Origin of the sequence: Pedobacter quisquiliarum (assembly GCF_014642175.1) — a bacterium.
In the GTDB taxonomy this organism is placed as follows: Bacteria; Bacteroidota; Bacteroidia; order Sphingobacteriales; family Sphingobacteriaceae; genus Pedobacter; species Pedobacter quisquiliarum.
Window position 1 is genome coordinate 141,721 of record NZ_BMIL01000004.1, and the last position, 24,294, is coordinate 166,014.

The 24,294-nt window shown below is 48.2% G+C and carries 21 protein-coding genes and 1 riboswitch; of the genes, 16 read left to right on the plus strand and 5 right to left on the minus strand.

What is annotated here, in order from left to right; genetic code table 11:
• Positions 1 to 505: 505 nt before the first annotated feature.
• Positions 506 to 1,651, minus strand: a complete 1,146-nt coding sequence (locus tag IEW69_RS07180; protein WP_188626163.1) for an alpha/beta hydrolase-fold protein — start codon at positions 1,649 to 1,651, stop codon at positions 506 to 508.
• Positions 1,652 to 1,842: 191 nt separating this feature from the next.
• Positions 1,843 to 2,064 carry a VF530 family protein gene (locus IEW69_RS07185; protein ID WP_188626164.1) on the minus strand — a complete coding sequence of 74 codons (222 nt, stop codon included), beginning with the start codon at positions 2,062 to 2,064 and terminating at the stop codon, positions 1,843 to 1,845.
• A gap of 35 nt (positions 2,065 to 2,099) precedes the next feature.
• Between IEW69_RS07185 and IEW69_RS07190 the strand changes: the two genes are divergently transcribed.
• Positions 2,100 to 2,735, plus strand: a complete 636-nt coding sequence (locus IEW69_RS07190) for a DUF8465 domain-containing protein (protein ID WP_188626165.1) — start codon at positions 2,100 to 2,102, stop codon at positions 2,733 to 2,735.
• 14 nt (positions 2,736 to 2,749) lie between these two features.
• Positions 2,750 to 4,375 (plus strand): GAF domain-containing sensor histidine kinase, encoded by a 1,626-nt coding sequence (locus IEW69_RS07195; protein WP_188626166.1) that lies wholly within the window; start codon positions 2,750 to 2,752, stop codon positions 4,373 to 4,375.
• On the opposite strand, the gene IEW69_RS07200 is transcribed toward IEW69_RS07195, so the two are convergent.
• From IEW69_RS07200 to thiC, 3 genes are all read right to left on the minus strand, one after another.
• Positions 4,359 to 4,748 carry a response regulator gene (locus tag IEW69_RS07200; protein WP_188626167.1) on the minus strand — a complete coding sequence of 130 codons (390 nt, stop codon included), beginning with the start codon at positions 4,746 to 4,748 and terminating at the stop codon, positions 4,359 to 4,361. The genes IEW69_RS07195 and IEW69_RS07200 overlap by 17 nt on opposite strands.
• 22 nt (positions 4,749 to 4,770) lie before the next feature.
• Entirely contained in the window at positions 4,771 to 5,625 is an 855-nt protein-coding gene (locus tag IEW69_RS07205) for an alpha/beta hydrolase (protein ID WP_188626168.1), read from the minus strand.
• Positions 5,626 to 5,804: 179 nt separating this feature from the next.
• Complete coding sequence (thiC, locus tag IEW69_RS07210; RefSeq protein WP_188626169.1) at positions 5,805 to 7,688, minus strand: phosphomethylpyrimidine synthase ThiC; 1,884 nt, start codon at positions 7,686 to 7,688, stop codon at positions 5,805 to 5,807.
• A 55-nt stretch (positions 7,689 to 7,743) separates the two neighbouring features.
• Positions 7,744 to 7,831, minus strand: a riboswitch (TPP riboswitch).
• 112 nt (positions 7,832 to 7,943) lie between these two features.
• On the opposite strand from thiC, the gene IEW69_RS07215 reads away from it, so the two are divergent.
• The 14 genes from IEW69_RS07215 to IEW69_RS07280 all read left to right on the plus strand — a co-directional run bounded on the left by IEW69_RS07215 (position 7,944) and on the right by IEW69_RS07280 (position 24,283).
• Entirely contained in the window at positions 7,944 to 8,345 is a 402-nt protein-coding gene (locus IEW69_RS07215) for an HYC_CC_PP family protein (protein WP_188626170.1), read from the plus strand.
• 143 nt (positions 8,346 to 8,488) lie between these two features.
• A complete protein-coding gene (locus tag IEW69_RS16975) occupies positions 8,489 to 9,787 on the plus strand; it encodes an efflux RND transporter permease subunit (protein ID WP_188626171.1) in 1,299 nt (432 codons plus the stop codon).
• Complete coding sequence (locus tag IEW69_RS16980; protein ID WP_188626172.1) at positions 9,784 to 11,721, plus strand: efflux RND transporter permease subunit; 1,938 nt, start codon at positions 9,784 to 9,786, stop codon at positions 11,719 to 11,721. The genes IEW69_RS16975 and IEW69_RS16980 overlap by 4 nt, the downstream gene beginning before the upstream one ends.
• Complete coding sequence (locus tag IEW69_RS07230; protein ID WP_188626173.1) at positions 11,708 to 12,955, plus strand: TolC family protein; 1,248 nt, start codon at positions 11,708 to 11,710, stop codon at positions 12,953 to 12,955. Before IEW69_RS16980 ends, IEW69_RS07230 begins: the two co-directional genes overlap by 14 nt.
• On the plus strand, positions 12,933 to 14,126 hold the full coding sequence (locus tag IEW69_RS07235; RefSeq protein ID WP_188626174.1) for an efflux RND transporter periplasmic adaptor subunit: 1,194 nt from the start codon (positions 12,933 to 12,935) through the stop codon (positions 14,124 to 14,126). The genes IEW69_RS07230 and IEW69_RS07235 overlap by 23 nt, the downstream gene beginning before the upstream one ends.
• A 2-nt stretch (positions 14,127 to 14,128) precedes the next feature.
• Positions 14,129 to 15,337, plus strand: coding sequence for an efflux RND transporter periplasmic adaptor subunit (locus tag IEW69_RS07240; RefSeq protein ID WP_229663549.1), 1,209 nt, complete (start codon positions 14,129 to 14,131; stop codon positions 15,335 to 15,337).
• Positions 15,338 to 15,366: 29 nt separating this feature from the next.
• Positions 15,367 to 15,939, plus strand: a complete 573-nt coding sequence (locus tag IEW69_RS07245) for a DUF3347 domain-containing protein (RefSeq protein ID WP_188626176.1) — start codon at positions 15,367 to 15,369, stop codon at positions 15,937 to 15,939.
• A 123-nt stretch (positions 15,940 to 16,062) separates the two neighbouring features.
• The gene (gene dinB, locus IEW69_RS07250; RefSeq protein WP_188626177.1) at positions 16,063 to 17,151 is read left to right on the plus strand and encodes a DNA polymerase IV; all 1,089 of its coding nucleotides are present in this window, start codon (positions 16,063 to 16,065) and stop codon (positions 17,149 to 17,151) included.
• A 38-nt stretch (positions 17,152 to 17,189) separates the two neighbouring features.
• The gene (locus IEW69_RS07255) at positions 17,190 to 18,521 is read left to right on the plus strand and encodes a sigma-54-dependent transcriptional regulator (protein ID WP_188626178.1); all 1,332 of its coding nucleotides are present in this window, start codon (positions 17,190 to 17,192) and stop codon (positions 18,519 to 18,521) included.
• A 258-nt stretch (positions 18,522 to 18,779) separates the two neighbouring features.
• Positions 18,780 to 18,857, plus strand: coding sequence for a potassium-transporting ATPase subunit F (locus IEW69_RS17080; protein ID WP_373284097.1), 78 nt, complete (start codon positions 18,780 to 18,782; stop codon positions 18,855 to 18,857).
• Between the two features lie 3 nt (positions 18,858 to 18,860).
• Positions 18,861 to 20,573, plus strand: coding sequence for a potassium-transporting ATPase subunit KdpA (kdpA, locus tag IEW69_RS07265; protein WP_188626180.1), 1,713 nt, complete (start codon positions 18,861 to 18,863; stop codon positions 20,571 to 20,573).
• A 2-nt stretch (positions 20,574 to 20,575) separates the two neighbouring features.
• Positions 20,576 to 22,609 carry a potassium-transporting ATPase subunit KdpB gene (gene kdpB, locus IEW69_RS07270; RefSeq protein WP_188626181.1) on the plus strand — a complete coding sequence of 678 codons (2,034 nt, stop codon included), beginning with the start codon at positions 20,576 to 20,578 and terminating at the stop codon, positions 22,607 to 22,609.
• Positions 22,610 to 22,627: 18 nt separating this feature from the next.
• Positions 22,628 to 23,206 (plus strand): potassium-transporting ATPase subunit KdpC, encoded by a 579-nt coding sequence (gene kdpC, locus IEW69_RS07275; RefSeq protein WP_188626182.1) that lies wholly within the window; start codon positions 22,628 to 22,630, stop codon positions 23,204 to 23,206.
• Positions 23,207 to 23,212: 6 nt separating this feature from the next.
• The gene (locus tag IEW69_RS07280; protein ID WP_188626183.1) at positions 23,213 to 24,283 is read left to right on the plus strand and encodes a porin; all 1,071 of its coding nucleotides are present in this window, start codon (positions 23,213 to 23,215) and stop codon (positions 24,281 to 24,283) included.
• Positions 24,284 to 24,294 lie beyond the last annotated feature (11 nt).

Genomic DNA, 24,294 nt, shown 5'->3' on the forward strand with positions numbered 1-24,294 from the left:
TTGGTTAAGGTTTATTGTGTACATGTGAATTGGTGGCAAAGTTGTAAACGTGATGTTAGCCGAGTGTTAACTGCCGATTAATTAAACATAGAATGCCCATGTAACGGGAAAAACATACCCGAAACAGCATACGCAATTGTCTCTTCGCAGTTATAAATTGCTATAAATAAGTCGATATGGTTTACAACATATCTTAGAAAAACCTGGAAAATCTGGTGGTTTTTGGCAATGGATCAAGCTTGCAATGCGACATGCAAGGCTTGCAGCTAGAGATGTAATCATACAGTATTTGGTTTGGTCTTGTCCAAGTTAGGGAATACAGAAAGCTTGTACATTCCTTACATGTAAATAAAGTGTTACATCCTGTAGTTTGTTAACATTTAGTTAACGTTTCAGAGGGCCCGCTTGAGGCCATCCCACTGGCTGGTACTTTAACACTATACGCTGAAATGGTACTTTAATGCTGTGTGCTGAAATCTACAGGAACCCCATACCGCACATTGCACTACTTCTTGAAAAGCAAGGGCGCGAACGTACTCAAATACCTTCGCCAGACATTGTAGCTATGTACGCCTTCCGTTTCTGTGTAGCTAAATCTGATCTTCTTTTCCTGCAGCCAGTCCCGGAATTTGCGTGTTGATTCCAGCAGATAGTCGTCCTTGCCGATCGCGATCCAGACAAGTTTAAAATCTTTGTTCACCGAGGCATTCAGCTTCGGGAAAGCCTTGCTATAATCTGGATTAAGCAGGATAACAGCAGGACTGAAGCCACCAACATAGCTGAAAAGCTCCGGATGATTTAAGCCCGCGTCCAGCGACTGCCCACCACCCATTGAAAGACCGGCAACGGCACGGTAGTCCTTCGAACGTCCCACGTTGTAAAGGGTATCAATCATGGGCATCACTTCTTTCAGCAGCGAAGCAATAAAAAGTTCCTCATTCTTTTTCAACGCTTCAGGGGTACGTCCATTCGCCACTGCAGGATCAAACATTTCAGGTGCACCATAACCAAGTGTATTCACAATAACCATCGGAACCGCTTTTCCCTCAGCAAGAAGGTTGTCCATGATAACATGTTCGCGACCGGCGGTGATCCAGGCACTGGTCTCATCTGTAATACCATGGAAGAGGTAAAGCACCGGATAAGGTTCTTTGCGCTTCGGATCATACCCTGGTGGGGTGTATACGCGGAAATCACGGTGGTCTCCAACAATCTTTGAGCTATAGAAATGCTGATTCAGCTGACCGTGCGGAACATCTCGCACTTGCCAGGTAAGCGCATCTTCCCCTGGTACAAGAACGAGGCTTTGTCCCAGTGCCCGCATGAAAAGCGGCTTAATAAATGGATTGTTCGGATCGGGAAGCACATTCCCGTCTACAGAAAAAGTATATCGGTAAATGTCGGGAGAGAACACAGCGATATAACTCCAAACCCCGGCAGTGTCCATTGTCATGTTTCGAAGCTTCCCGTCATCCATAATGAGCAGAACCTTCTTTGCATGGGGTGCCAGAAAGCGGAAAGTAACGGCACCGGCTGGTTTAACTTCCGGCGACTGGATATACTTTGCCGCAGCTTTAGGTAAAGTTTGCGACTTTGTTGCGGTGCTGCACAAACAAAAGCACAGCATGAGAATTAAGATTTGAAATTTCATCAGCTTACATTGGTTATCGCCATAGCCCTCAAATTAGAAAGGAAGGCCGGTAGTCGTACTTAAATATTCGTAATACAATTTACGCGAAAGTAGACAGCTGCTGTTACCAGAATTGCGATTTAAAATTAATTCTTAAGCGAGGGTGCTGGACTAGGCATAACAAGTACTGCAGTGTAAGCCGTTTTGCTCCGTTAATGAAAAGTATTCAGATATAGTTTCTCTACCTTCTTGCGCGCCCAGTCGGTTTTACGCAAAAACTTGAGGCTCGAGCTCATCGTAGGGTTGTTTCTGAAACACTCGATACGCACATAGGTAGACAATTCTTCCCAGCCATAGTGCCATACAAGCTGTTTTAGGATAAACTCCAGGGTTTTTCCATGTAGTGGATTATTTACTTGTTCTTGAGTGGCCATGCTGCAAAATTAGGAAGATTAAGTAAATTTGAGCTATGCAAATAAACTTAGGCGATTTCGTCCGTTTCGTGGACGAAAACATTGAGGGCTATGTCACCCGCATCATTGATAAAGACACCATTGGTGTTACCGACGCGAACGACTTCGAAATCCCGGTACTCGCATCAAAAGTTACCCTGGTTCATGGCACCATTCCAAGTGACAATACCGTAGTCAGCAATCGCAGCACCCCGGTTGTCGCAGCTGCAGAATTCATCAAAGACGGCGTTTTCTTAGGACTTGTAAGTGATCAGCACAGCAACTCCGTGGCGCACTTTCATATGGTAAACAATACATCATACGACCTGCTGGTTGCATTCTCAACCGAAAAGAATGACCATTTCAAGGGCGAGTTCGCCGGTGTCGTAGCTGGCAATTCTACAAAGCGGATATACTCTGCAAACATGAGTGATATCCAAATCTGGCCGAAATTCCGATTGGAAGCGCTTTTTCATACACCGCTAAGTTTCGAACCTAAGCCTGCCATCATCTTTCACCAACAGCTTAAGGGCAAAGATCTATCCGTAGCAAAACAAGACATTCCCTTGCTAAAGGCAAAAGGTTGGTTAATTGAACTCGATCAAAAGGAAGCAGCCTTAAATCTGGATCAGCTTAAAGCCAGGTTTAAATAGTCTCCTCCGCATTCATGGAAAACACATTCAACCAAGACATCATCCTGTCTAATGAGCAGCAAAGGCTTGCAGCACTGCGCAGATATAAAATTTTCAATACAGAAGCAGAGAAATCATTTAAAAACATTGCCCGCCTCGTTGCTGAAATATTCAATGTTTCCATTTCCATGATTTCTTTAGTGGATGATGAGGAAGTTTCCTTTCAGTCGAATGTTGGAATGGAAACTTCGATTGGTCCCAGAGGGGAAAGCTTTTGTTCGTTAACGGTACTAAGTCCGGAGGTACATGTTGTTGAAAATGCACTCGTCGACCCGGTCGTTTCCCGAAACCCGCTGGTATGTGGCGAGTTTGGCTTACGCTTTTATGCAGGCGCACCCTTAGTTACACCAGATGGCTTTATAATTGGCACCGTCTGTATTGTAGATACCAAACCCAGGGTATTTAGCGACCACGAAAAACGTATCCTATCAGGAATGGCAGCCGTGGTGATGGAACAAATCGAGCTGCACCTGATTACGTTACAAAATGCAGAGCGGCAGCAAGCTGTAAATGACGCGCTCAGTGCAAGTATTGAGAAGCTTGCCAGCAGCGAGCAGCACTTTCAAAACATCCTGAACACAATGGCCGAAGGGGTAGGAATTATCGATGCTACCGGCAAGATGACCTACGCCAATGCAATGGCGCAGCGAATTTTAGGCTTAACGCATAGCGAGATAAAAGACAGGACATTCGACGATCCCCGCTGGCAGAACCTGAAAATCGATGGTTCAGCATTGCCCGATGAAGAACATCCGATGGCCATCATGATGCGCACCCGACAACCCGTGTTCGACTATGAAATTGGTGTGCAACCGCCCGATCGAGAACGCTTCTACATCTCCATAAATGCCGCACCAATCATTGACCCTGAAACTGATATGCTGGTCGGCGGTATTGGAACCTTCATGGATGTCACCAACCGGAGAAGGGTCCTCCAACAGAAAGATGAATTTATCAATGTGGCCAGTCATGAACTCAAGACGCCTGTCACCAGTCTTAAAGCTTCCATTCAGATCCTCCAGCGGATGAAGGATAATCCAAATCCGGTGATTTTCGATAAGATGCTTAGCCAGGCGGGGAAGAGTCTGGACAAACTGAACCGGCTTATTGTAGATTTGCTGAATAGCAACCGTATTTCAGAAGGTCAGTTACAACTGCGAAAAATGCGGTTTAACATTGGTGAGCTGGTTCGCGATTGCTGCCAGCATGTTCGTACGGCAGGTACCTTCGATATCGTGCTGGAGGGCGACTATGATACTATCGTCGAAGCCGATGAACAGCAGATTGATCAGGTACTGGTGAACTTCATCAACAATGCCATGAAGTATGCGCCAGATTCATTGGAGATAAAAGTTGTTTGTGAACGTAGCGCTGCAGCACTCAAAGTATCCGTGGTGGATAGTGGACCGGGTATTCCAGAGAAGCAAATCCCACATTTATTCGACCGGTATTATCGCGCAGATTATAGTGGCTTCCGCTTTTCCGGACTGGGTTTAGGCCTTTACATTTGTGCGGAGATCATCAAGAAGCACGGCGGCACCATTGGCGTAGACAGCGAACTTGGAACAGGCAGTGCTTTCTGGTTTACTTTACCGTTGTAGTCGTCTTTGCTTCTAAAATCGCGACCAGTTCATCCAGATCGAATGGCTTGGCCAGGTAACCATCCGCGCCAGCTTCGGCACTTAATATTTCGATATCACTGTTTGCAGAGAAGTAAACTACTGGAATGTGTTTCAGCTGGTCGGAAGCTTTGAGCGCCCTTGTAGCCGTAATACCACCTTCTTCCGGTATCCAGTTGTCCATCAAAATGACATCAGGAGCTATTTCGCTCACCCGTTCAATGATTTGCGTGCAGTCTGTAAAAGTTGAAACCTGCCAGCCACTTTGTTCCAGAAAGTAACTGCAAATCGATAGAAGATCCTCGTCATCGTCAAAGATGACTAGTTTCTTTCTGTTAAGGGGCGTTTCATTCATAAGGCTTAAATGTAATCGTTTCTTACTTCAAAATTGCCTTTTTCAATACGCTAACTTCTTTAAGCAGCAGTGGAAATGCCGGAACCGCCATGCCACCATGATCAAAACCCTGAAGTTCATACAGCCTGGTAGATTTATGTCCCGCCAGTTTCATCATGCGGTTCAGGTATGCATTCTCCTCGTACCTGCCCAGTAGTTCCTGCTCCCGGTCGCCGGTAATCAACAACATTGGGGGTGCATCAGCCCTGACATGATACAGCGGCGCATATTTATCGATGGTCGGCTGTGTATCTTTAATGCCCATTTCCTGTCTTACCGTAAAGTGTGTAATGGCCTGCCCGCTGAAGGGAATCAATCCGGCAATGTCATTTGCATTGATGTTGTATTTTGCAAGGTACTGCTTATCGAGCGCCACCATCGTTCCAAGGTAGCCACCAGCAGAATGGCCGGAGACGAAGATCAGTTTGTTATTGCCGCCAAATTCAGCCACGTGCTTAAATGCCCAGGCAATCGCCGCTGCGGCATCTTCAATATAAGCAGGTGCCTTCGCTTTTGGCGAAAGCCGATAACCAACACCAATTACCGCCACGCCCTGATCCATCAACGCTTTTGGAATTTCCTTCGAACCACCGGTGATACCACCACCGTGAAACCACACGATCGTTGCGAAGTTCTTAACGTTTTTCGGGTAGTAGATATCCAGTCGGCATTGCGACTTGATGTAAGCATCTTTTATGGATGTGCTATCCGGGTAATAGAAAATGTTGTTTTTCCGCTCCGCTTGTTGGCCGAAGCTGTTTAGCCCGATAAATAGGAAGGATAGCAAAAGCAGCAGGGTAGAGCGATACCCAGCCTTGGTTGTGGAAGTCAATTTCATTGGTTTACCATTGGTTCACCGCAAGTTAGAAAGTATTGACAGTCTGGGAAAACGAATGGCGTAACAATCCTGGTATTATCACCAGAAACGTACTTGTACGTATAATAATTCATGATTGCAGTGGAGCTTAGCGACCTTCCACTGCAATCATAATTAGCTATGCATTCGAGCGAATATGGCTATAAATACAAGGCGCTGCCGTTGTCCAGAAACGCTTTGGATTTCGCTTCCATGCCCTTCTGTATAGCCTCTTCTTCCTCAACACCCTGTGCAGCGGCATAATCCCGTACATCCTGGGTGATCTTCATGGAACAGAAGTTCGGTCCGCACATGGAACAAAAATGCGCAATTTTGGCGCCTTCAGCAGGTAAGGTTTCATCGTGAAATGCCTTTGCCGTATCCGGATCCAGGGAAAGGTTAAACTGATCTTCCCATCTGAACTCAAAACGTGCCTTACTCAATGCATTATCCCTATACTGCGCACCCGGATGTCCTTTGGCCAGATCTGCCGCATGTGCTGCAATCTTGTAGGTAATCACCCCATCCTTCACATCTTGCTTGTTCGGCAAGCCCAGATGTTCTTTTGGTGTTACATAACAAAGCATTGCCGTGCCGAACCAGCCAATCATTGCCGCGCCTATGGCCGACGTGATGTGATCATAACCGGGTGCAATGTCTGTCGTTAGCGGGCCTAAGGTATAAAATGGCGCTTCACCACAGTGAATAAGTTGTTTATCCATGTTCTCTTTGATCATGTGCATCGGAATATGGCCGGGCCCCTCAATGATCGTTTGCACATCGTGTTTCCAGGCGATTTTGGTCAGCTCACCAAGCGTCTCCAGTTCTCCAAATTGTGCCGCATCATTCGCATCCGCAATACAGCCGGGCCTTAAGCCATCACCAAGTGAGAACGAAACATCGTAAGCTTTCATGATCTCGCAGATTTCTTCAAAATGCGTGTACAGGAAGTTTTCTTTATGATGCGCTAAACACCACTTTGCCATAATGGAACCGCCTCTGGAAACGATGCCCGTGATTCGTTTTGCCGTTAGCGGCACATAGCGCAATAGCACACCTGCATGGATGGTGAAGTAATCCACGCCTTGCTCGGCCTGCTCAATTAAGGTGTCGCGGAAAAGTTCCCAGGTCAGGTCCTCTGCTTTACCGTTCACCTTTTCCAGCGCCTGGTAAATCGGTACCGAACCAATCGGGACAGGGGAGTTGCGGATGATCCATTCCCTGGTTTCATGGATGTTCTTGCCGGTAGATAGATCCATGATCGTGTCTGCACCCCAACGGCATGCCCATACCGCTTTTTCCACTTCTTCTTCAATGCTGGAAGTAACGGCGGAGTTGCCGATGTTTGCATTGATCTTCACCAGAAAGTTCCGCCCGATGATCATTGGTTCTATTTCCGGATGATTGATGTTGCAGGGGATTACAGCACGACCGGCAGCCACCTCGGCCCGGACAAACTCGGGTGTGATGAAACCCTTTGGCGTATTGGCGCCAAAGCTATGCCCGGGATGTTGCTGCCGTATCAGCGCCTCATCTCCATCTAACTCTTCCTGCAATGCATCAATCCGCTGGTTTTCGCGAATGGCAATGTATTCCATTTCTGGCGTGATGATCCCTTTTCTGGCATAATGCATCTGCGAAACATTCTGCCCTGCCTTCGCACGGTAGGGCTTGCTGATGTGGGCAAACCGCAACACGTCCAGATTTGTATCATCTGCGCGCAGCTGTCCATAGCTCGAGCTGAGCCGATCCAGCTGCTCTACGTCTCCACGATGCAGGATCCAGCTTTCCCGCTGTTTAGGGAGGCCTTGTTTTACATCGATTGCGACATCGGGATCGGTGTACGGCCCGCTGGTGTCATAAATGGTTACGGCGGCATTGGGCTTGGTCTCGCCAAAGCGACCCTGCAGTTTGGTATCACTAAGGCTTACCTCACGCATGGCGACTTCAATGTCGTGCAACTGACCTTTAACAAATACTTTTCGCGATGCCGGGAATGGTTTGCGGCTAATGACCGCTGCTTCTGGTGTTTTTTCAGTTTTCATGTTGATTGTTTTACACTCAGGGAAGCACCTGTACAAGGAATGGTAAACAACATGAATATGTCATCTCACTTTTCCCTTCGGCAGTACTAACTGCATCAGGTTCAAAGGGTATATCTCAGCACAAGGCACCCCTAAAGTTTTTTATAAAGCTAGGCAATCAATTTTATTATCAAGCGATTTTGACGGTAAACTGTACAAATTTATCAGAATTGTATAAGTACTTCCCCGAAGGATGCCGTACATTTGCAGGGTAGCATGAAAAAGATATTGTTGATTTTACTCGCCTTTGTTTACCTGGCACTTGCCCAGGGACCAACGGTATATCTTCATTATTGCATGGGTGAGCTGGTCCAGATGGGCCTTGAACATCCAGGCGAATCAGCTGACTGTGCCTACTGTGGCATGAGCAAATCGACATCTGAGAAAGAAGCTTGCTGCCAGCAGGACACGAAAACGGTGAAGATTGACAATGTTCAAAAGATTGCCAGCAGCACCTACGAATTTACGCAGGCCGCTGTGTTGCTCCCTAAATCTTTGCTCCACGAATTTCTGAATACGACAGCCGAAAAGGGCTTCCGGTCAAGCTTTCCTGCTTTTGAAACGCCTCCTATCCAGGAGGTGCCCGTCTTCATACGGAACTGTACCTACCGCATTTAATACCATCCATCTACTGCTTACACATCCGTGTAACGGCATCAGGTATTCCCTGCATGTAACAATTTTCAATTAGAATTTTTCTTTAGACTGTTCTTTAGCTGCATCAATGCTGCTGGAGGATGATGGTTTAAATCATTGCATAAATGGTACATAAAATTATAGAATGGTCCCTCCGAAACCGATGGATCGTGCTGCTGCTGGCTACTGGCCTCTTCGTCTGGGGCATCTTCGCGGTTAAGCAGAACCCGATAGATGCAATACCCGACCTTTCCGAAAATCAGGTTATCGTTTATACCGAATGGATGGGCCGTTCGCCCCAGCTTATAGAAGACCAGGTTACCTATCCATTGGTCACCAACCTTCAAGGACTACCCAAGATCAAGTATGTACGTGGTTCCTCCATGTTCGGCATGAGTTTCATCTACGTGATCTTCGAAGATGACGTGGATGTATACTGGGCGCGTGAGCGGGTACTGGAACGGCTCAGCACCATCGGGAATACGCTGCCCGAAGGTGCCACACCACAACTTGGCCCCGACGGCACCGGCGTGGGCCATGTGCTCTGGTATACCCTGGATGCACCTGAAATGGACCTTGGTGAACAACGTGCCATACAGGACTGGTACGTTAAATTCGCCTTACAGAATGTACCGGGCGTTAGTGAAATCGCCTCCTTTGGTGGTTTTGAGAAGGAGTACCAGATTGCCGTAGACCCCAACAAGTTGCTCTACTACCGACTTTCCATTCCAGAGGTCATCGCTGCGGTACGCGGCAACAACAATGAATCCGGCGGAAGGAAGTTCGAGCGCAGTGACATCGGTTACATCATTAAAACATCAGGTTACCTGAAGTCGCTCGACGAAATCTCGAACATCCCCATAAAAAACCAGAATGGTACAGCCATCAAGGTTTCAGACGTAGCTACTGTGCAAATGAGCGGGGAAACCAGGCTGGGCATTTTTGATCAGGACGGGGAAGGGGAGCGTGTCGGTGGAATCGTTGTGATGCGTTATGGCGAAAATGCCGCAGCAGTAATCGACCGGGTGAAAGTCAAGATGAAGGAAGTCTCGAAAGGGCTGCCCGCAGGCGTTAAGTTTGATATTGTTTATGACCGCGGTGAGCTGATCCAGGAGTCTGTGGATTCCATTACCACCACGCTCATCGAAGAGATGATCGTGGTTTCACTAGTAGTCATTGTCTTCCTCTTTCACTGGCGGAGTGCGGTCAGCATCATCATCCAAATACCCATTACCATTGCCACCAGCTTCATTCTTTTAAATGCCTTCGACATTTCTTCCAACATCATGTCGCTTACCGGCATCGCCCTGGCCATTGGCGTCATCGTAGATAACGGCATCGTGATGAGTGAAAATGCCTATAAGCACCTTGCTGAGCGATACGAAAGCTGGCAGGCAGCACAACAAAAATCTAAAATGCTATGAGAAACTGGTTTAAACGAAAAGTAGATAAAGACGCAGACTGGATCTCCGAGGCCGACCGTCTTGCGGTGATTGAAAAATCCAGCAAGCAGGTATCCCGTGGGGTGTTCTTTGCGACCATCATCATCATCACTTCTTTCCTGCCGGTATTTATGCTCAGCGGTCAGGAGGGCAAGATGTTCCATCCCCTTGCTTTTACCAAGACATTCATCATGATTGTGGATGCCGTACTGGTGCTTACACTCGCACCGGTGCTGATTTCCTTTTTCATGAAAGGCAAGTTCAGGCCAGACCATGCGAATCCGGTTAACCGCTTTTTAGAGCGCTATTACGAACCTGTGATCCGTACGGTACTGAACTGGCGCAAAACTACCATTGCCATTAACATCATCGCCTTGCTGATCACCATTCCACTCCTAAAAAACCTGGGTACAGAGTTCATGCCGGCGCTCGATGAGCAAAGTATTCTGTTTATGCCGGTTACGCTGCCTGATGTTTCTAACAATGAGGCCAAGCGTATTTTGCAGGTGCAGGACAAGATCATCAAGTCGGTGCCCGAAGTAGACAAAGTATTGGGTAAAGCCGGCCGCGCAAGTACCGCAACGGATAACGCACCCATTAGCATGATCGAAACCATCATCATGCTAAAACCCAAATCGCAGTGGCGCGAAGGCATCACTAAAAAAGACATCATCAATGCGCTGGACGAGAAACTGCAGATCCCAGGGGTGATAAATGGCTGGACGCAGCCCATCATCAACCGCATCAATATGCTCGCCACCGGAATACGAACCGATGTGGGTGTGAAGATCTACGGACAAAACTTAGATACCATTGCGGCAGTCTCAGAACGGGTTAGACTAGCCCTTCAAGGTACCAGCGGAGTTACCGATTTGTATGTGGATCCAATCACGGGTGGTAAATATCTGAGCATAGACGTGAAACGGGATGCGCTTGCCCGGTACAACCTGAGCGTGGATGATGTCAACCAGATCGTAGAATCTGCACTTGGCGGTGCTTCGGTCGGCACGACAATCGAAGGGCGGCAACGTTTTTCCATCGGCGTAAGGCTGGGGCAAAGCTTCAGGAGCGATGTGGAAAGTATTAAACGTATTCCGCTGACATCTGCCAGCATGGGTGAAATTCCTCTTTCTGCCGTTGCGGATGTCCGTTTTGAAGATGGACCACCCATGATCAATTCGGAAAATGCAATGCTCCGTGGCGCAGTTATGTTCAACGTACGCGATCGTGACCTTGGCAGTACTGTGGAAGATGCTATGGAAAAAATCAATGCAAGCCGGGGCATCCTTCCTGAAGGCTATTTCCTGGAGTGGAGCGGACAATATGAAAACATGATCCGCGGACAAAAAACACTGTCCTGGATTGCGCCAATCGTGCTCATCATCATCTTCTTCTCTCTGTACTTCGCTTTCAACTCCTTGCGGGAGGCTTTTTTGAGCCTCATCACCATTCCTTTTGCATTGATCGGCGGGGCATACCTCATTTATTTCTTTGATGTAAGCCTTTCCGTTGGCGTTGCCGTGGGTTTCATCGCCCTCTTCGGCATCGCCGTAGAAACTGGAATCGTCATGGTGATCTACCTGAATGATGCCATGCATCAGCTTGTGAAGCTGAAAGGCAATTCGAGTGCAACCATTAGTCGCGAAGACTTACGCGAATACGTGGTTAAGGGCGCTGCAAAGCGACTACGACCAAAACTGATGACGGTATGTGTGTCCTTGTTTGGCTTAATTCCAGTACTCTGGGCCACGGGTGTGGGCAGCGATGTCATGCAGCCGATCGTCTTGCCAATGATTGGCGGCGTGCTGACCTCATCAACACACATCCTGTTGGTAACACCGCTCATCTTTCTGATGAGCAAAGAATATGAATTAAGAAAATACGGAAAACTGGAGGTGCACAATGCGAACCATTAAGATCATTGCGCTGCTGCTGGGCTTTTTCCCAATGCAGCTGCTTGCGCAACAACAGACGATACCACTGGATACCATTCTGAAAAGGATCGATGAAGACAATCCCTTGCTGAAGTCCTACGCCCTAAAGGCTGAAAGTTATAAGCATCGGGCGGAAGCAGGCACGGCCTGGATGGCACCCATGATTGGCGCTGGAACCTTTATGACGCCTTATCCGGGACAGCAAGTTATGGACGACAGTGATAAAGGCTCTATCATGCTCCAGCTGGAACAGGAAATTCCAAACCCAGCGAAACTTCGTGCACAACAAGCTTATGCTGCTTCAAAGGGCGATGTTGAACTCGCCGGGCGAGGCATCGCACTAAACACCTTGAAGGCCAGGGCTAAGAGCCTTTACTACAGCTGGATCATCGCCCGCCAGCGCATCAGTGTGCTGCAGGAAAACGGGAAAACCATGCAAATGATGAAGAAGATCGAAGAGATCAGATATCCTTACAACCGTTCACAGCTTTCTGGCGTATACCGTGCGGGCGCTAAGCTGGAGGAAAACGCAAACATGATCCGCATGCAGGAAGGGGAAATCGCCAAAGCAAAGGCCTGGCTCAATACCTTGATGAATTTACCAGCCAGAACCACATTGGCTATAGACACGACCCAGCTTCCGGAATTCCGTCCAGAACTGGCTATGGATACCCTCTTGCTGGCCGGGCAGCGTAAAGATATCCTACAGATGGAGCAAAACATCCGTTCCATGCAGCTGGGCGTAAAAGCAATGAAGAGCCAGGCGAAGCCTGACTTCAAAGTTCGTATAGACCATATGTCGCCCCTGGGTGGCATGATGCCCAAAGCTTACAGCGTGATGGGCATGCTCAGCATCCCTGTGGCACCATGGTCGGCAAAGATGTATAAGTCGGAAGTTAAAGCCATGAACTATGAAATCCAGGCCATGGCGCAGGAGCGTGTAGGCATGCTTCAGGAAAGTCAGGGCATGTTAACCGGCATGCAGTACGAGATTGAATCCATGCAAAAGCGTATTGCCGCAATGGAACAGAAAATTGTGCCTGCATTGAAAAAGACCATGGAAGCCGACTTTGTAAACTACCAGGAGAATAAGCAAGACGCCATGGCTGTTATGAGCAGTTGGGAAGCATTGACCATGATGCAACTCAATGTACTGGATGAGAAGATGAAATGGTATCAAATGATTGTTGATTATGAGAAAGAACTATATCGCTAACCTGCTGCTTGTGCTGATTTCGGTCTTGCTGTTTGCGTGTAAACGTAAGGCAGCACAACACCATGCAGAAACAAGCATGACTCTGGACTCGGCATTGCTGAACGTCTCAAAGCCGGTAAATGAGCAGGTGCTTGCGCGCATGCCCGTGATCCAGGCAAAAAAGGCATCCAGGTTGTTTGTGCAGGAAGTGCAGGGGCGCATTGAATATGATACCCGTAACCAACTGGCACTTGCCAGCAGGGTTTCAGGAAGAATAGAAAAGCTGTACGTAAAGTTTAACTATCAGCCCGTTAAGAAAGGCCAGTTGATCATGGAGATTTACTCGCCGGACCTGGCTGCCGCACAACGGGAGTTGTTGCTGATCCAGCAGCATGGAGATGCTGAAGGCATGCTGGAACCTGCTAAACGCCGACTGCTTTTGCTGGGTATGGAGATGGGGCAGATCAATAAAGTCTTGCGTACCGGACAGGTGGCCTACCGCATTCCGGTTTATAGCAATGCAGAGGGCTTTATTCTGGAACAATCCGCTGCCACAGCTGCCTTAACGCCGCCGCAATCAGCAGGAGCTGCCGCGGTCGATGGCATGGGTGGTATGGCGACCGGCTCGGCTGCGCCTGGCGCCACCTTGCCAATCACGCAGAATACACCGGTAATGATCCGTGAGGGTCAGTACCTGAATGCCGGACAGCAGGTGTTTACCATTTACCGGACTGGTGACCTGATTGCCACTTTTTCTTTCAGCCCTGAACTTGCAGCACAGATCAACAAAAACGAGAAGGTGCTCATACACCCGCTGGCAGATAGCACGACTTCCATCTCAGGTAAAATCGGAATGATACAGCCGGTGCTAAATGCCGGAGAGAACTTCGTGATTGCTAGGGTATACCTGAAGCAATCGGGCTTAACCCCCGGTGAACTGGTAAGCGGACAATTTCCTTTCTTTCTAAAAGACAGCTTTTGGCTTCCACAAGCTGCTGTCGTTTCCTTGGGGAACGAAAGTGTCGTATTCAGGAAGGTGGGGCAAGTCTTCGAACCCATTCGTGTGCGGACGGGTGTATTGCAAAACGGCGAGAGACAAGTGTTTGACGACATCAGTAGCTGGCAAATTGCAGCCAACGCGCAGTACCTGGTCGATAGTGAGAGTTTTATTAAACCGGCTAAAAAACAATGATCATGAGGCATATCCATATATTCTTATTCTTACTGTCCATGTTCCTGCTGCTCGGCTGCGCCGAGGAACAAGGAGAGACTTCCGCCAGCACAGCAGCTGCGGCAAAGACTTATACCTGTCCCATGCACCCTCAAGTGTTGCAGGATAAACAGGGTACCTGCCCCGTATGTGGCATGGACCTGGTGCTTTTTGAAAAAAGCGCCGCTGTAGAAGGTTTGCAGCTGAACGATCGGCAGCGAGCATTAGCCAACATCAGTACCATGGCCATTGAAACCGGTGCTGAGACTTCCGTACGACAGCTTAATGGTCGGCTTGTGGCCAATCCGGCGCAAACAACTTTCATCACCAGCCGTGTCGCAGGTCGGATTGACCGCCTGTATGTACGTCAGACTGGCGAGCCGGTATCCAAAGGGCAGCCCCTGTATCAGATTTATTCAGAGGACCTCGTGACCCTGCAGCAGGAGTTTCTACTCGCAACGGAGCAGGCTGCACAGTTCCCGGAAGATAAAACCTTCGCGCAGCTGCTGCTTGCCGCCAGGCAGAAGCTCATCCTTTATGGCCAGTCGGCAGGGCAAATCCGCCTGCTGCAGCAAAAGCGAAAGGCAAACCCTAACATCACCATTTTCGCTGCAGAAACCGGAACCGTAGCGGAACTTTCCGTTACCGAAGGGCAGTATGTTGCCGAAGGCAGTCCGCTGCTCAAACTGGAAAGCTATAATTCGCTCTGGGTAGAAGCCGACATCTATGCTTCAGAACTGGGAAACATCAAAGCCGGGCAACAACTTCGGGTGCAGATCCCCGGATGGGAGGATCAGCCGCAGCGCGTCAAGGTGTCGTTTATCAACCCTGCACTGCAATCGGGATCGCAGCTGCTCCAGATCCGTGCTGAAATGCCCAATCCAGGGGGTATATGGCAACCTGGTTTGCAGGCAAAAGTATTCGTAGAAAGTAAAACCGATGCCAAAAGTATAGTCTTGCCGGCAGATGCGGTGCTGAAAAATGCTGCAGGCGCACATGTCTGGCTGGAACGCAAACAAGGGTACTATGAACCCAGGGTGGTGCAAGCCGGAGCTGAGCGCGCGCAAGGCGTGGAAATCATATCAGGGCTCAATCCCGGAGATCGTGTGGTAGTATCCGGTGCGTACCTGCTATACAGTGAATATGTACTGAAGAAGGGCAAAGATCCAATGACAACCGCAAAGAAAGGTTGATTAATATCTCACATGCAAAAATTAGAATCATGAAAAAACTAAATCATATTGCATTACTGCTGAGCATAACCATACTTGCTATGGCTTGCAACCCGAATGAAAAACAGAAGGCCGGACAAACGCAACATGCACATGGCAGTGCTACCAACGAAACCGGCCATAAGACTAACCCGGGTTTGAAAGCTGATGCCCCGGGATCTGTAGTCTTGAAAGACCCGGATCTGGACGCGCTCCACCAGCAATATCAGCTGTTGACAAAAGCCCTGGTTGTGGAAGATGTAAAATCGGTAAAAACCGCTGCTTTAGCCATCGAAGCTGGTGCCCGGGCAATAAAGGGAACAGGATCTATGGCAACTGCTGCGGCGAAAATCAGTAGTACAAGCGACTTAAAAACCCAAAGAATGGCTTTCTCTACGCTGAACGAAGCTTTTATCGCTTTGCTGAAAGATTCTGGTTTAGATCGTGGCAAGCTGTATGTAGCCCACTGCCCAATGGCTCTTGATGATCAGGGTGCATCATGGGTCAGTTACACCAGGGAGATTAGAAATCCCTATTTTGGAGATCGCATGCTGACTTGTGGTTCCATAACGGAAACGCTGTAAGTTCAGGGTGCCGCTGTTTACAGGATTGTGGTCATGTTTTTGAGTTCTTTGCTAAAAATGTTTAGCTAATATTGTTAGCAATGTTACTTTTGCATTGGCTAAGCTGCATTCTTATTCCAATCTATGGCAATCCTTCGAAAAATCATCCATATCGATATGGACGCTTTCTACGCTTCTGTGGAACAGCGGGATAATCCGGACCTTCGGGGGAAGCCCATCGTTGTCGGGGGCTCTCCGCAGGGCAGGGGTGTTGTGGCTACCGCCAGCTATGAAGCCCGGAAGTTCGGCATCCATTCGGCCATGCCTGCACGACAAGCCGTGCAGCTTTGTCCACACGCCATCTTTGTGCGTCCGCGCTTTGAAGCCTACAAAGAAGTTTCAAATCACATCCGCGAGATCTTTAGCCGCTATACCGATCTTATTGAACCATTATCCCTGGATGAAGCCTACCTGGATGTCACAGCAGACAAACTCGGCATTGGCTCCGCACTGGAGATTGCCGAACAGATCAAGAATGCGATTAAAGATGAACTGCAACTGACCGCTTCAGCTGGCGTATCCATCAATAAGTTTGTCGCCAAAATCGCTTCCGACATCAATAAACCCGATGGCCTGAAGTTCATCGGACCCTCCGCGATTGAAGCTTTCATGGAAAAACTACCCGTAGAGAAATTCCATGGCGTAGGTAAGGTAACCGCAGAGAAAATGAAACAGATGGGCCTGCATACCGGGGGCGACCTGAAAAAGCTTTCTGAAGAAACACTTGTCTACCGCTTTGGTAAAACAGGACATTTCTATTATAACATCGTTCGTGGGATCGATAACCGACCGGTACAGCCGCACCGGGAAACCAAGTCGCTCGCTGCGGAAGATACTTTCTCCTATGATCTGGAGGAACTCGAAGACATGGAGCTCAAGCTCGAAGAACTCGCCGAGATTGTACACGAACGCCTGAAGAAAAAGAACTTGTCTGGCCGGACAATCACCTTAAAAATCAAATACAGCGACTTCAAACAGATTACCAGGAACCGCTCATTCCCTCATCCGGTAAGTGATCTGAAGACCATTGTGGATACCGCCAAAAGCTTATTGATGAGTACGGAACCTAAAGATCATAAGATCCGCCTGCTGGGCATTTCGCTTTCCAACTTCGGTGAAGCGCAGCCAAAACAAAAACCCAGCAAATACACCGGACAGCTAAGTTTATTTTGAATATTTGCCAGGCCAATCATGCGGCCAATAGATTACATATGTCCGACTCCGTTTTAATTATTGATGACGAGAAAAAACTCGCTGGTCTGCTTGCGCGGATCATTGGCCTTGAAGGCTTTAATGTTCTGCAAGCACATACTGGAAAAGAAGGGTTAAAGCTCCTCAAAACAGAAGATATCAAAGTCGTTGTCAGCGATGTCAAGCTCCCGGATTATAATGGTATCGAACTGGTAAAAGCAATCAAAGCGCTAAAACCCTATGTAGAAGTCATCAGCCTTACGGCCTACGGAACAATCTCCGATGGTGTTATGGCCATGCGCAATGGCGCTTTCGACTACATCACTAAAGGTGATGACAACGATAAGATTATCCCGCTTGTACATCGGGCCATGGAGGCGGCAAGCGTAAACTTCCTTGCCCACAATCAAAGTGACCATAAGCAACAATCTATAGGGTTCGACTTTATACTGGGTAAATCTAAGGCAATTCTGGAAGCCATCAATCTGGCGAAAAAGGTCGCACAAAAGGATACCACGGTACTCTTACTCGGCGAAACCGGGACCGGTAAGGAAGTCTTCGCCCAATCGATTCACAACGAAAGTCCGAGGCAAACCAAAGCCTTTGTCGCCGTAAATTGTAGCGGCTTCAATGCGGAGTTGCTGGAGAGTGAACTCTTCGGCTACCTCGCCGGTGCTTTTACAGGTGCACTGAAAGATAAAAGTGGTTTGCTTGAAGCAGCAGATGGAGGTACTTTATTTCTGGATGAAATTGGTGAGATGACACTTGAACTGCAGGCCAAGTTGCTTCGCGTACTGGAGAGCCAGACTTACATCAAAGTCGGAGATACAAAGACCAGAAAAGTCAACGTACGTGTCATTGCCGCGACAAACAGGGATCTTAAGTCGCGTGCAGAACAAGGTAGCTTCAGATTGGACCTCTATTATCGACTTTCTGTGTTCAGCATTGAACTGCCTGCGTTGGCATTGAGAAAGGATGACATCTTACCGCTGGCCATGCATTACCTGCTTCAATTTAGTGGGAGCACAAAAACCGCTGAATTCAGCATTGATCCCGAATTTACCCGCTTGCTGTTGACCCATCCCTGGAAAGGAAACATCAGAGAGTTGAAGAATGTGATGGAAAGGGTGACCATCCTGGCAGCCGATAATAACATCACAGCAGATTTACTGCCGCTTGATTTTCTCGATGAAGCCGTTGGCGGCGATCCTATGAACATGCAAAATGTTGAAAAGATGCATATTGTAAAGGTCCTTAAGCATACACAAGGAAATAAAACCGAAACGGCCAGGCTGCTCGGCATTGGCCTCACCACCTTGTACCGCAAAATTGAGGAGTACAAGATCAATTAATACTTGTATAGTTCCATTCTGAAAAGCACCCTTCCATTTTGGTAGGGTTTTTTTGTGCCTAAAAATATCAGAAAAGAATCCTGTCGACATAACTGTTTGTCTCAAAGTGCGATACAAATCTGTCGGCTTTTTTGGACCCGCAATTGGCTAAGGGCTTCTAAAAAAGACTATGCTAACGATTCTACTGCTACTTGCCTTACTCATCATGGTTTGGCTATTCTACAAATCCATCGACTGGTTCGAAAAAATTTAATCCTTATGATCTCCTTGTTTTTAATCGCTGTAGCCGTATTGATCTACATGATCTACGTGCTTCTTTACCCTGAAAAATTTTAAACTATGAACACAGAAATCCTAGGCGTAATTGCGGTGTATCTGCTTACCCTGGTCATTGCAATCCCACTTGGAAAGTACCTGGCAGAAGTATTTGCGGGGGAAAAGGTCTGGACCGATTTCCTAAAACCAGTGGAGGCGGGAATCTTCAAACTTTCCGGTATCAATCCTAAGGTCGAGATGACCTGGAAGGAACACATGAAAGCCCTCTTGACCATTAACCTGGTCTGGCTTGTTTATGGCTTTTTTGTGCTGATGCACCAGGACAAGTTGCCCATGAATCCCGACGGGAACCCCGGCATGTCGCCAGATCTGGCTTTTAACACCATCATCAGTTTTGTTGTGAATTGCAACTTGCAGCATTATTCCGGAGAAACGGGCGTAAGCTACCTTACGCAACACTTCGTACTGATGTTTCTGCAGTTTGTAAGTTGCGCTACGGGCATCGCTGCAGCCGTCGTGTTATTCCGTGCCTTTCGGGATAAAACCACGCAGAACCTCGGTAACTTCTGGGATTACTTCCTGAAGTCGATCACCCGATTGCTGCTCCCGCTTTCGCTCTTGATGGCGCTCATCCTTGCCTTCAATGGTACGCCCACCAGTTACGAAGGGCAGGACCAGTTCATTTCCTTGCAGGGTGATACCGTTAATGTCTCAAGAGGCCCCGCTGCACCTTTCATCGCAATCAAACATTTGGGTACTAATGGGGGAGGCTGGTTCGGCGCCAATTCCGCACACCCACTGGAAAATCCAAATTACCTCAGCAATAGCGTTGAACTCATCGCACAGGTGATCATCCCCATTGCTATGGTTATTGCTTTTGGGTATTACATCCGACGCCGAAAACTAGGGTGGATGATCTTTGGCATGATGACGCTGGGCATGTTGCTACTGCTCATACCAATGATTGCATCGGAGACCGCTGGTAGTGCCACGATTGAAAGCATGGGCATTTCACAAGCTACAGGTGCAATGGAGGGGAAAGAGGTTAGGTTTGGTCCAGCAATTTCCGCATACTGGAGTACCGTTACCACCATCATTTCTACAGGCTCTGTCAATAACATGCACGATAGTAGCATGCCTCTATCCGGTGCCTGGCAGCTCCTGGGTATGATGATCAATGCCTTTTATGGGGGCTGCGGCGTCGGCGTCCTCAACTATTTTGTTTACCTCATCATTGCGGTCTTTATTTCCGGTTTAATGGTGGGTCGCACACCAGAGTTCCTTGGGCATAAGGTAGAGTCCAGAGAGGTCAAGATTGCCGCTATTATAACTTTGCTCAGTCCCTTTCTAATTCTCGCAGGAACGGCGCTCGCCACCTATGTCTATACCAACCACGGCACCGCAGATTGGGCGGTACAGCCATCCAACTGGCTAAACAATCCCGATTTCCATGGCTTCTCTGAGCTGCTGTATGAAGTTACCTCGTCCAATGCCAATAACGGATCCGGCTTTGAAGGTCTGGCTGATAACAACATCTTCTGGAATGTCCTCACTGGCTTTGTCCTGCTGCTCGGACGTTTTCTACCGATCATTGGCCCCGTTGCTATTGCAGGTATACTTGGAGCCAAGAAGTTCATCCCCGAGTCTGCAGGGACACTGCGAACAGACACGCTAACCTTCAGTTTGATGACTTTCGCCGTGATCATCGTCTTAAATGCCCTTTCATATTTTCCTGCCCTGGTCTTAGGTCCGCTGGCTGAATACTTTACCTATTAGAAATGAAAACTTCCAGAAATAATCTTTTTGAACCCCAACATGTAAAAGCTGCACTGCTGCAGGCCTTTATAAAGCTGCATCCGAAGGTGATGATCAAAAACCCAGTGATGTTCACGGTGGAAATCGGCACGCTGGTTATGGCTTATGTTACCATTTATTCCATCACGCATAAAGGGGAGGGCTCACCGGTTTACAACTTCGCCGTTTTTATCGTGCTGCTGCTTACCCTCCTGTTTGCCAACTTCGCTGAAGCGATAGCGGAAGCCAGAGGTAAGGCGCAGGCAGATAGCTTGAGAAAGACCAGGGAAGAAACACCGGCAAAGGCGCTGAACGCAGAAGGTCATATAGAACTTCGCTCTTCCGGAATGCTCAAGAAAGGCGATCTTTTCCTATGCGAAGCAGGTGACACCATCCCCTGTGACGGCGAAATTATAAAGGGCATCGCGACCATTGATGAGTCGGCAATCACTGGGGAATCTGCACCTGTGATCCGCGAATCCGGTGGGGATAAATCCTCGGTAACCGGTGGCACAAAGGTGCTTTCGGATCAAATTACCGTTCAGGTAAGCACTGCCCCGGGAGAGAGCTTCCTTGATCGCATGATCGCCCTGGTGGAAGGCACTTCAAGACAAAAGACACCAAATGAAATTGCCTTAACAATCTTGTTGTCCAGCTTCACCATTGTCTTCATCATCGTTTGCCTTACTCTGAAACCATTCGCGGATTATGCGAATACACCGGTCACCATCGCCGCCCTGATCTCTTTGTTCGTGTGCCTGATTCCAACAACCATCGGCGGGCTCTTGTCTGCAATTGGAATTGCGGGTATGGACAGGGCGCTTCGGGCTAACGTAATCACAAAATCTGGGAAGGCCGTGGAAACTGCTGGCGATATTGATGTTTTGTTGTTGGATAAGACAGGTACCATCACCATCGGGAACCGTAAGGCGACCCACTTTTATGCAACGGAGCAGGTAACCGAAGATCGCTTTATCGACGCAGCTGTGCTCAGTTCACTGGCAGATGAAACACCTGAAGGCAAGTCGATCGTAGAACTCGCTGCATCAATCCAAAGCGGCAAGGTTTGGCAGGCACCAGAAGGGGCTGTGTTTATCCAGTTCACCGCAGAAACCCGTTCCAGTGGCATGGATACCCCTGAAGGCCGCAGCATCCGCAAAGGCGCATTCGATTCCATTCGTAAAAAGGTACAACGGGCAGGGAATACTTTTCCTGTTGATGTGGAAAACCATGTTAAGAACATTTCCAGCAATGGCGGTACACCGCTGGTTGTTGTAGAAAATCTGGAGGTTCTTGGTGTAATTGAGCTTCAGGACATCATCAAACCAGGTATCAGCGAGCGCTTTGAACGATTGAGGAAAATGGGTGTTAAGACCGTCATGGTTACTGGTGATAACCCGCTTACGGCGAAGTTTATTGCGGAAAAAGCAGGTGTCGATGATTTCATTGCCGAGGCAAAACCTGAGGATAAGATGAACTACATCAAAGCAGAGCAGGCACTCGGAAAACTGGTCGCCATGATGGGTGATGGCACCAACGATGCGCCTGCCCTGGCCCAGGCAGATGTCGGCGTCGCCATGAACAGCGGTACCCAGGCTGCAAAAGAAGCTGGCAATATGGTGGATCTTGACAATGATCCAACCAAGCTGATCGAGATTGTGGAGATTGGAAAGCAACTCCTTATTACCCGCGGTACGCTCACCACCTTTTCCATCGCCAATGACATTGCTAAATACTTTGCCATTGTACCGGCACTTTTCATCGCCTCCATCCCAGGCTTGCAGAAGCTGAACATCATGAATCTGCACAGTCCGGAAAGCGCCATCCTTGCCGCTGTCATCTTCAACGCCATCATCATACCGATACTTATCCCGCTTGCCTTGAAAGGTGTGGTTTACAAGCCCATCGGCGCCAGCGCCTTGTTGCGCAGGAATCTTTTGATCTATGGTCTTGGTGGTATCATCGCACCGTTTATCGGGATCAAACTTATTGATCTTCTAGTAGGCCTATTTGTTTAAAACAACCATTAAAATCTCATGAAAAAATATCTTATACCATCCATTCGCCTAACCCTCGTTTTAATGCTGCTCCTATGTGTACTCTATCCAGTTTTCATATCCTACGCTGGTCGGCTTTCGGAAGGTCAGGGTGGTGGCGAAAAAATGATTTCCCAGGGAAAGATCGTGGGCTATGCAGCCCTTGGGCAGCGCTTTGATAAGCCGCAGTATTTCTGGGGCCGTCCATCTGCGGTAGACTACAATGCTGCAGGTTCCGCAGGCTCCAATAAGGGACCTGCTAATACCGAATACCTGAAAATAGTTTCAAACCGGGTAGATACCCTGTTAAAGTATCATCCCTACCTAAAAAAATCAGATATCCCTGCAGATCTTGTAACCGCTTCTGGTAGTGGACTTGATCCCGACATTTCAGAACAGGCCGCCACCATCCAGATCAAAAGAGTGGCTCAGGCAAGAAACATCCCGGAAGCGGAGCTGGCGGCACTCCTGGTAAAACATACTCAACAACCGCTCTTCGGATTGTTTGGCCCAAGCGCCGTGAATGTGCTGAAACTGAACATAGATCTTGATAAGCTAAAACCACGCCCCCTTAACTAACCTTCCATGAAAAAAATCATATTTGCCGTACTGGCACTTACAGCTGCATGCGCAGCAAAGGCACAAGCCCAATCGAAACTTAAAATCAGCGGATACCTGGAGACCTATTATGGTTACGACTTGAATAAACCTGCAGATCACAACAGGCCAGGGTTTGTCTATTCGCACAACAGGCATAATGAGGTAAATCTCAACCTGGGCTTCATAAAAGCCAGCTATGAGGATGATCAAGTGCGAGCCAACCTGGCCATCATGTCGGGAACCTACACCAATGCTAACCTTGCTGCGGAGCCGGGCGTATTAAAAAACATCTTTGAAGCCAATGCAGGCATAAAATTGACGAAATCAAGCAACCTGTGGCTCGACGCCGGTATTTTTTCTTCTCATATAGGCTTTGAAAGTGCTATTTCAAAAGACTGCTGGGTCGTAACCAGGAACATTTCTTCTGAAAATACACCGTATTATGAAGCAGGGGCGAAACTGAGCTACACGACAGAAGACGGAAAATTTGCAGCAACATTGCTTTATCTGAATGGATGGCAGCGGATTGCCCGGCAGGCCAACAATAGTGCTGCGGCAGGGGGCTTGCAACTTACCTGGAAACCGATGGAGCACGTAACAATTAATTACAGCAACTACGTAGGCGCGGAGGGCGCAGACTCGATCGCCACCACCAGGTTTTACAATAATCTTTATAGCATCATCAAGATGAGTGAGACCTTTGGCCTTACCCTAGGTGTTGATTACGGCATTCAGCAGCGCGAAAAAGGTAGTACCACACAAAAACATGTTTTCTCACCAGTAGCAATCGCCCGCTATAAGCTTGATCCGAAATGGGCTGTTGCCGGAAGGGTTGAATACTATCGCGACAAGGATGGTATGTTAATCACGACCAACGTTGAAAATGGGTTTGAAACCTATGGATACTCCCTGAATGTTGATTACTCCCCCGTAGATCATGCAGTATTCCGCTTAGAGGGAAAGGTTTACGATAGTGAAGGGCAGATCTTCTCCAGGCAGTTGCAACAGGTGAACCATAGTGCATCACTCACCGCTAGTTTAGCGGTATCATTCTAAACAGAAACGCA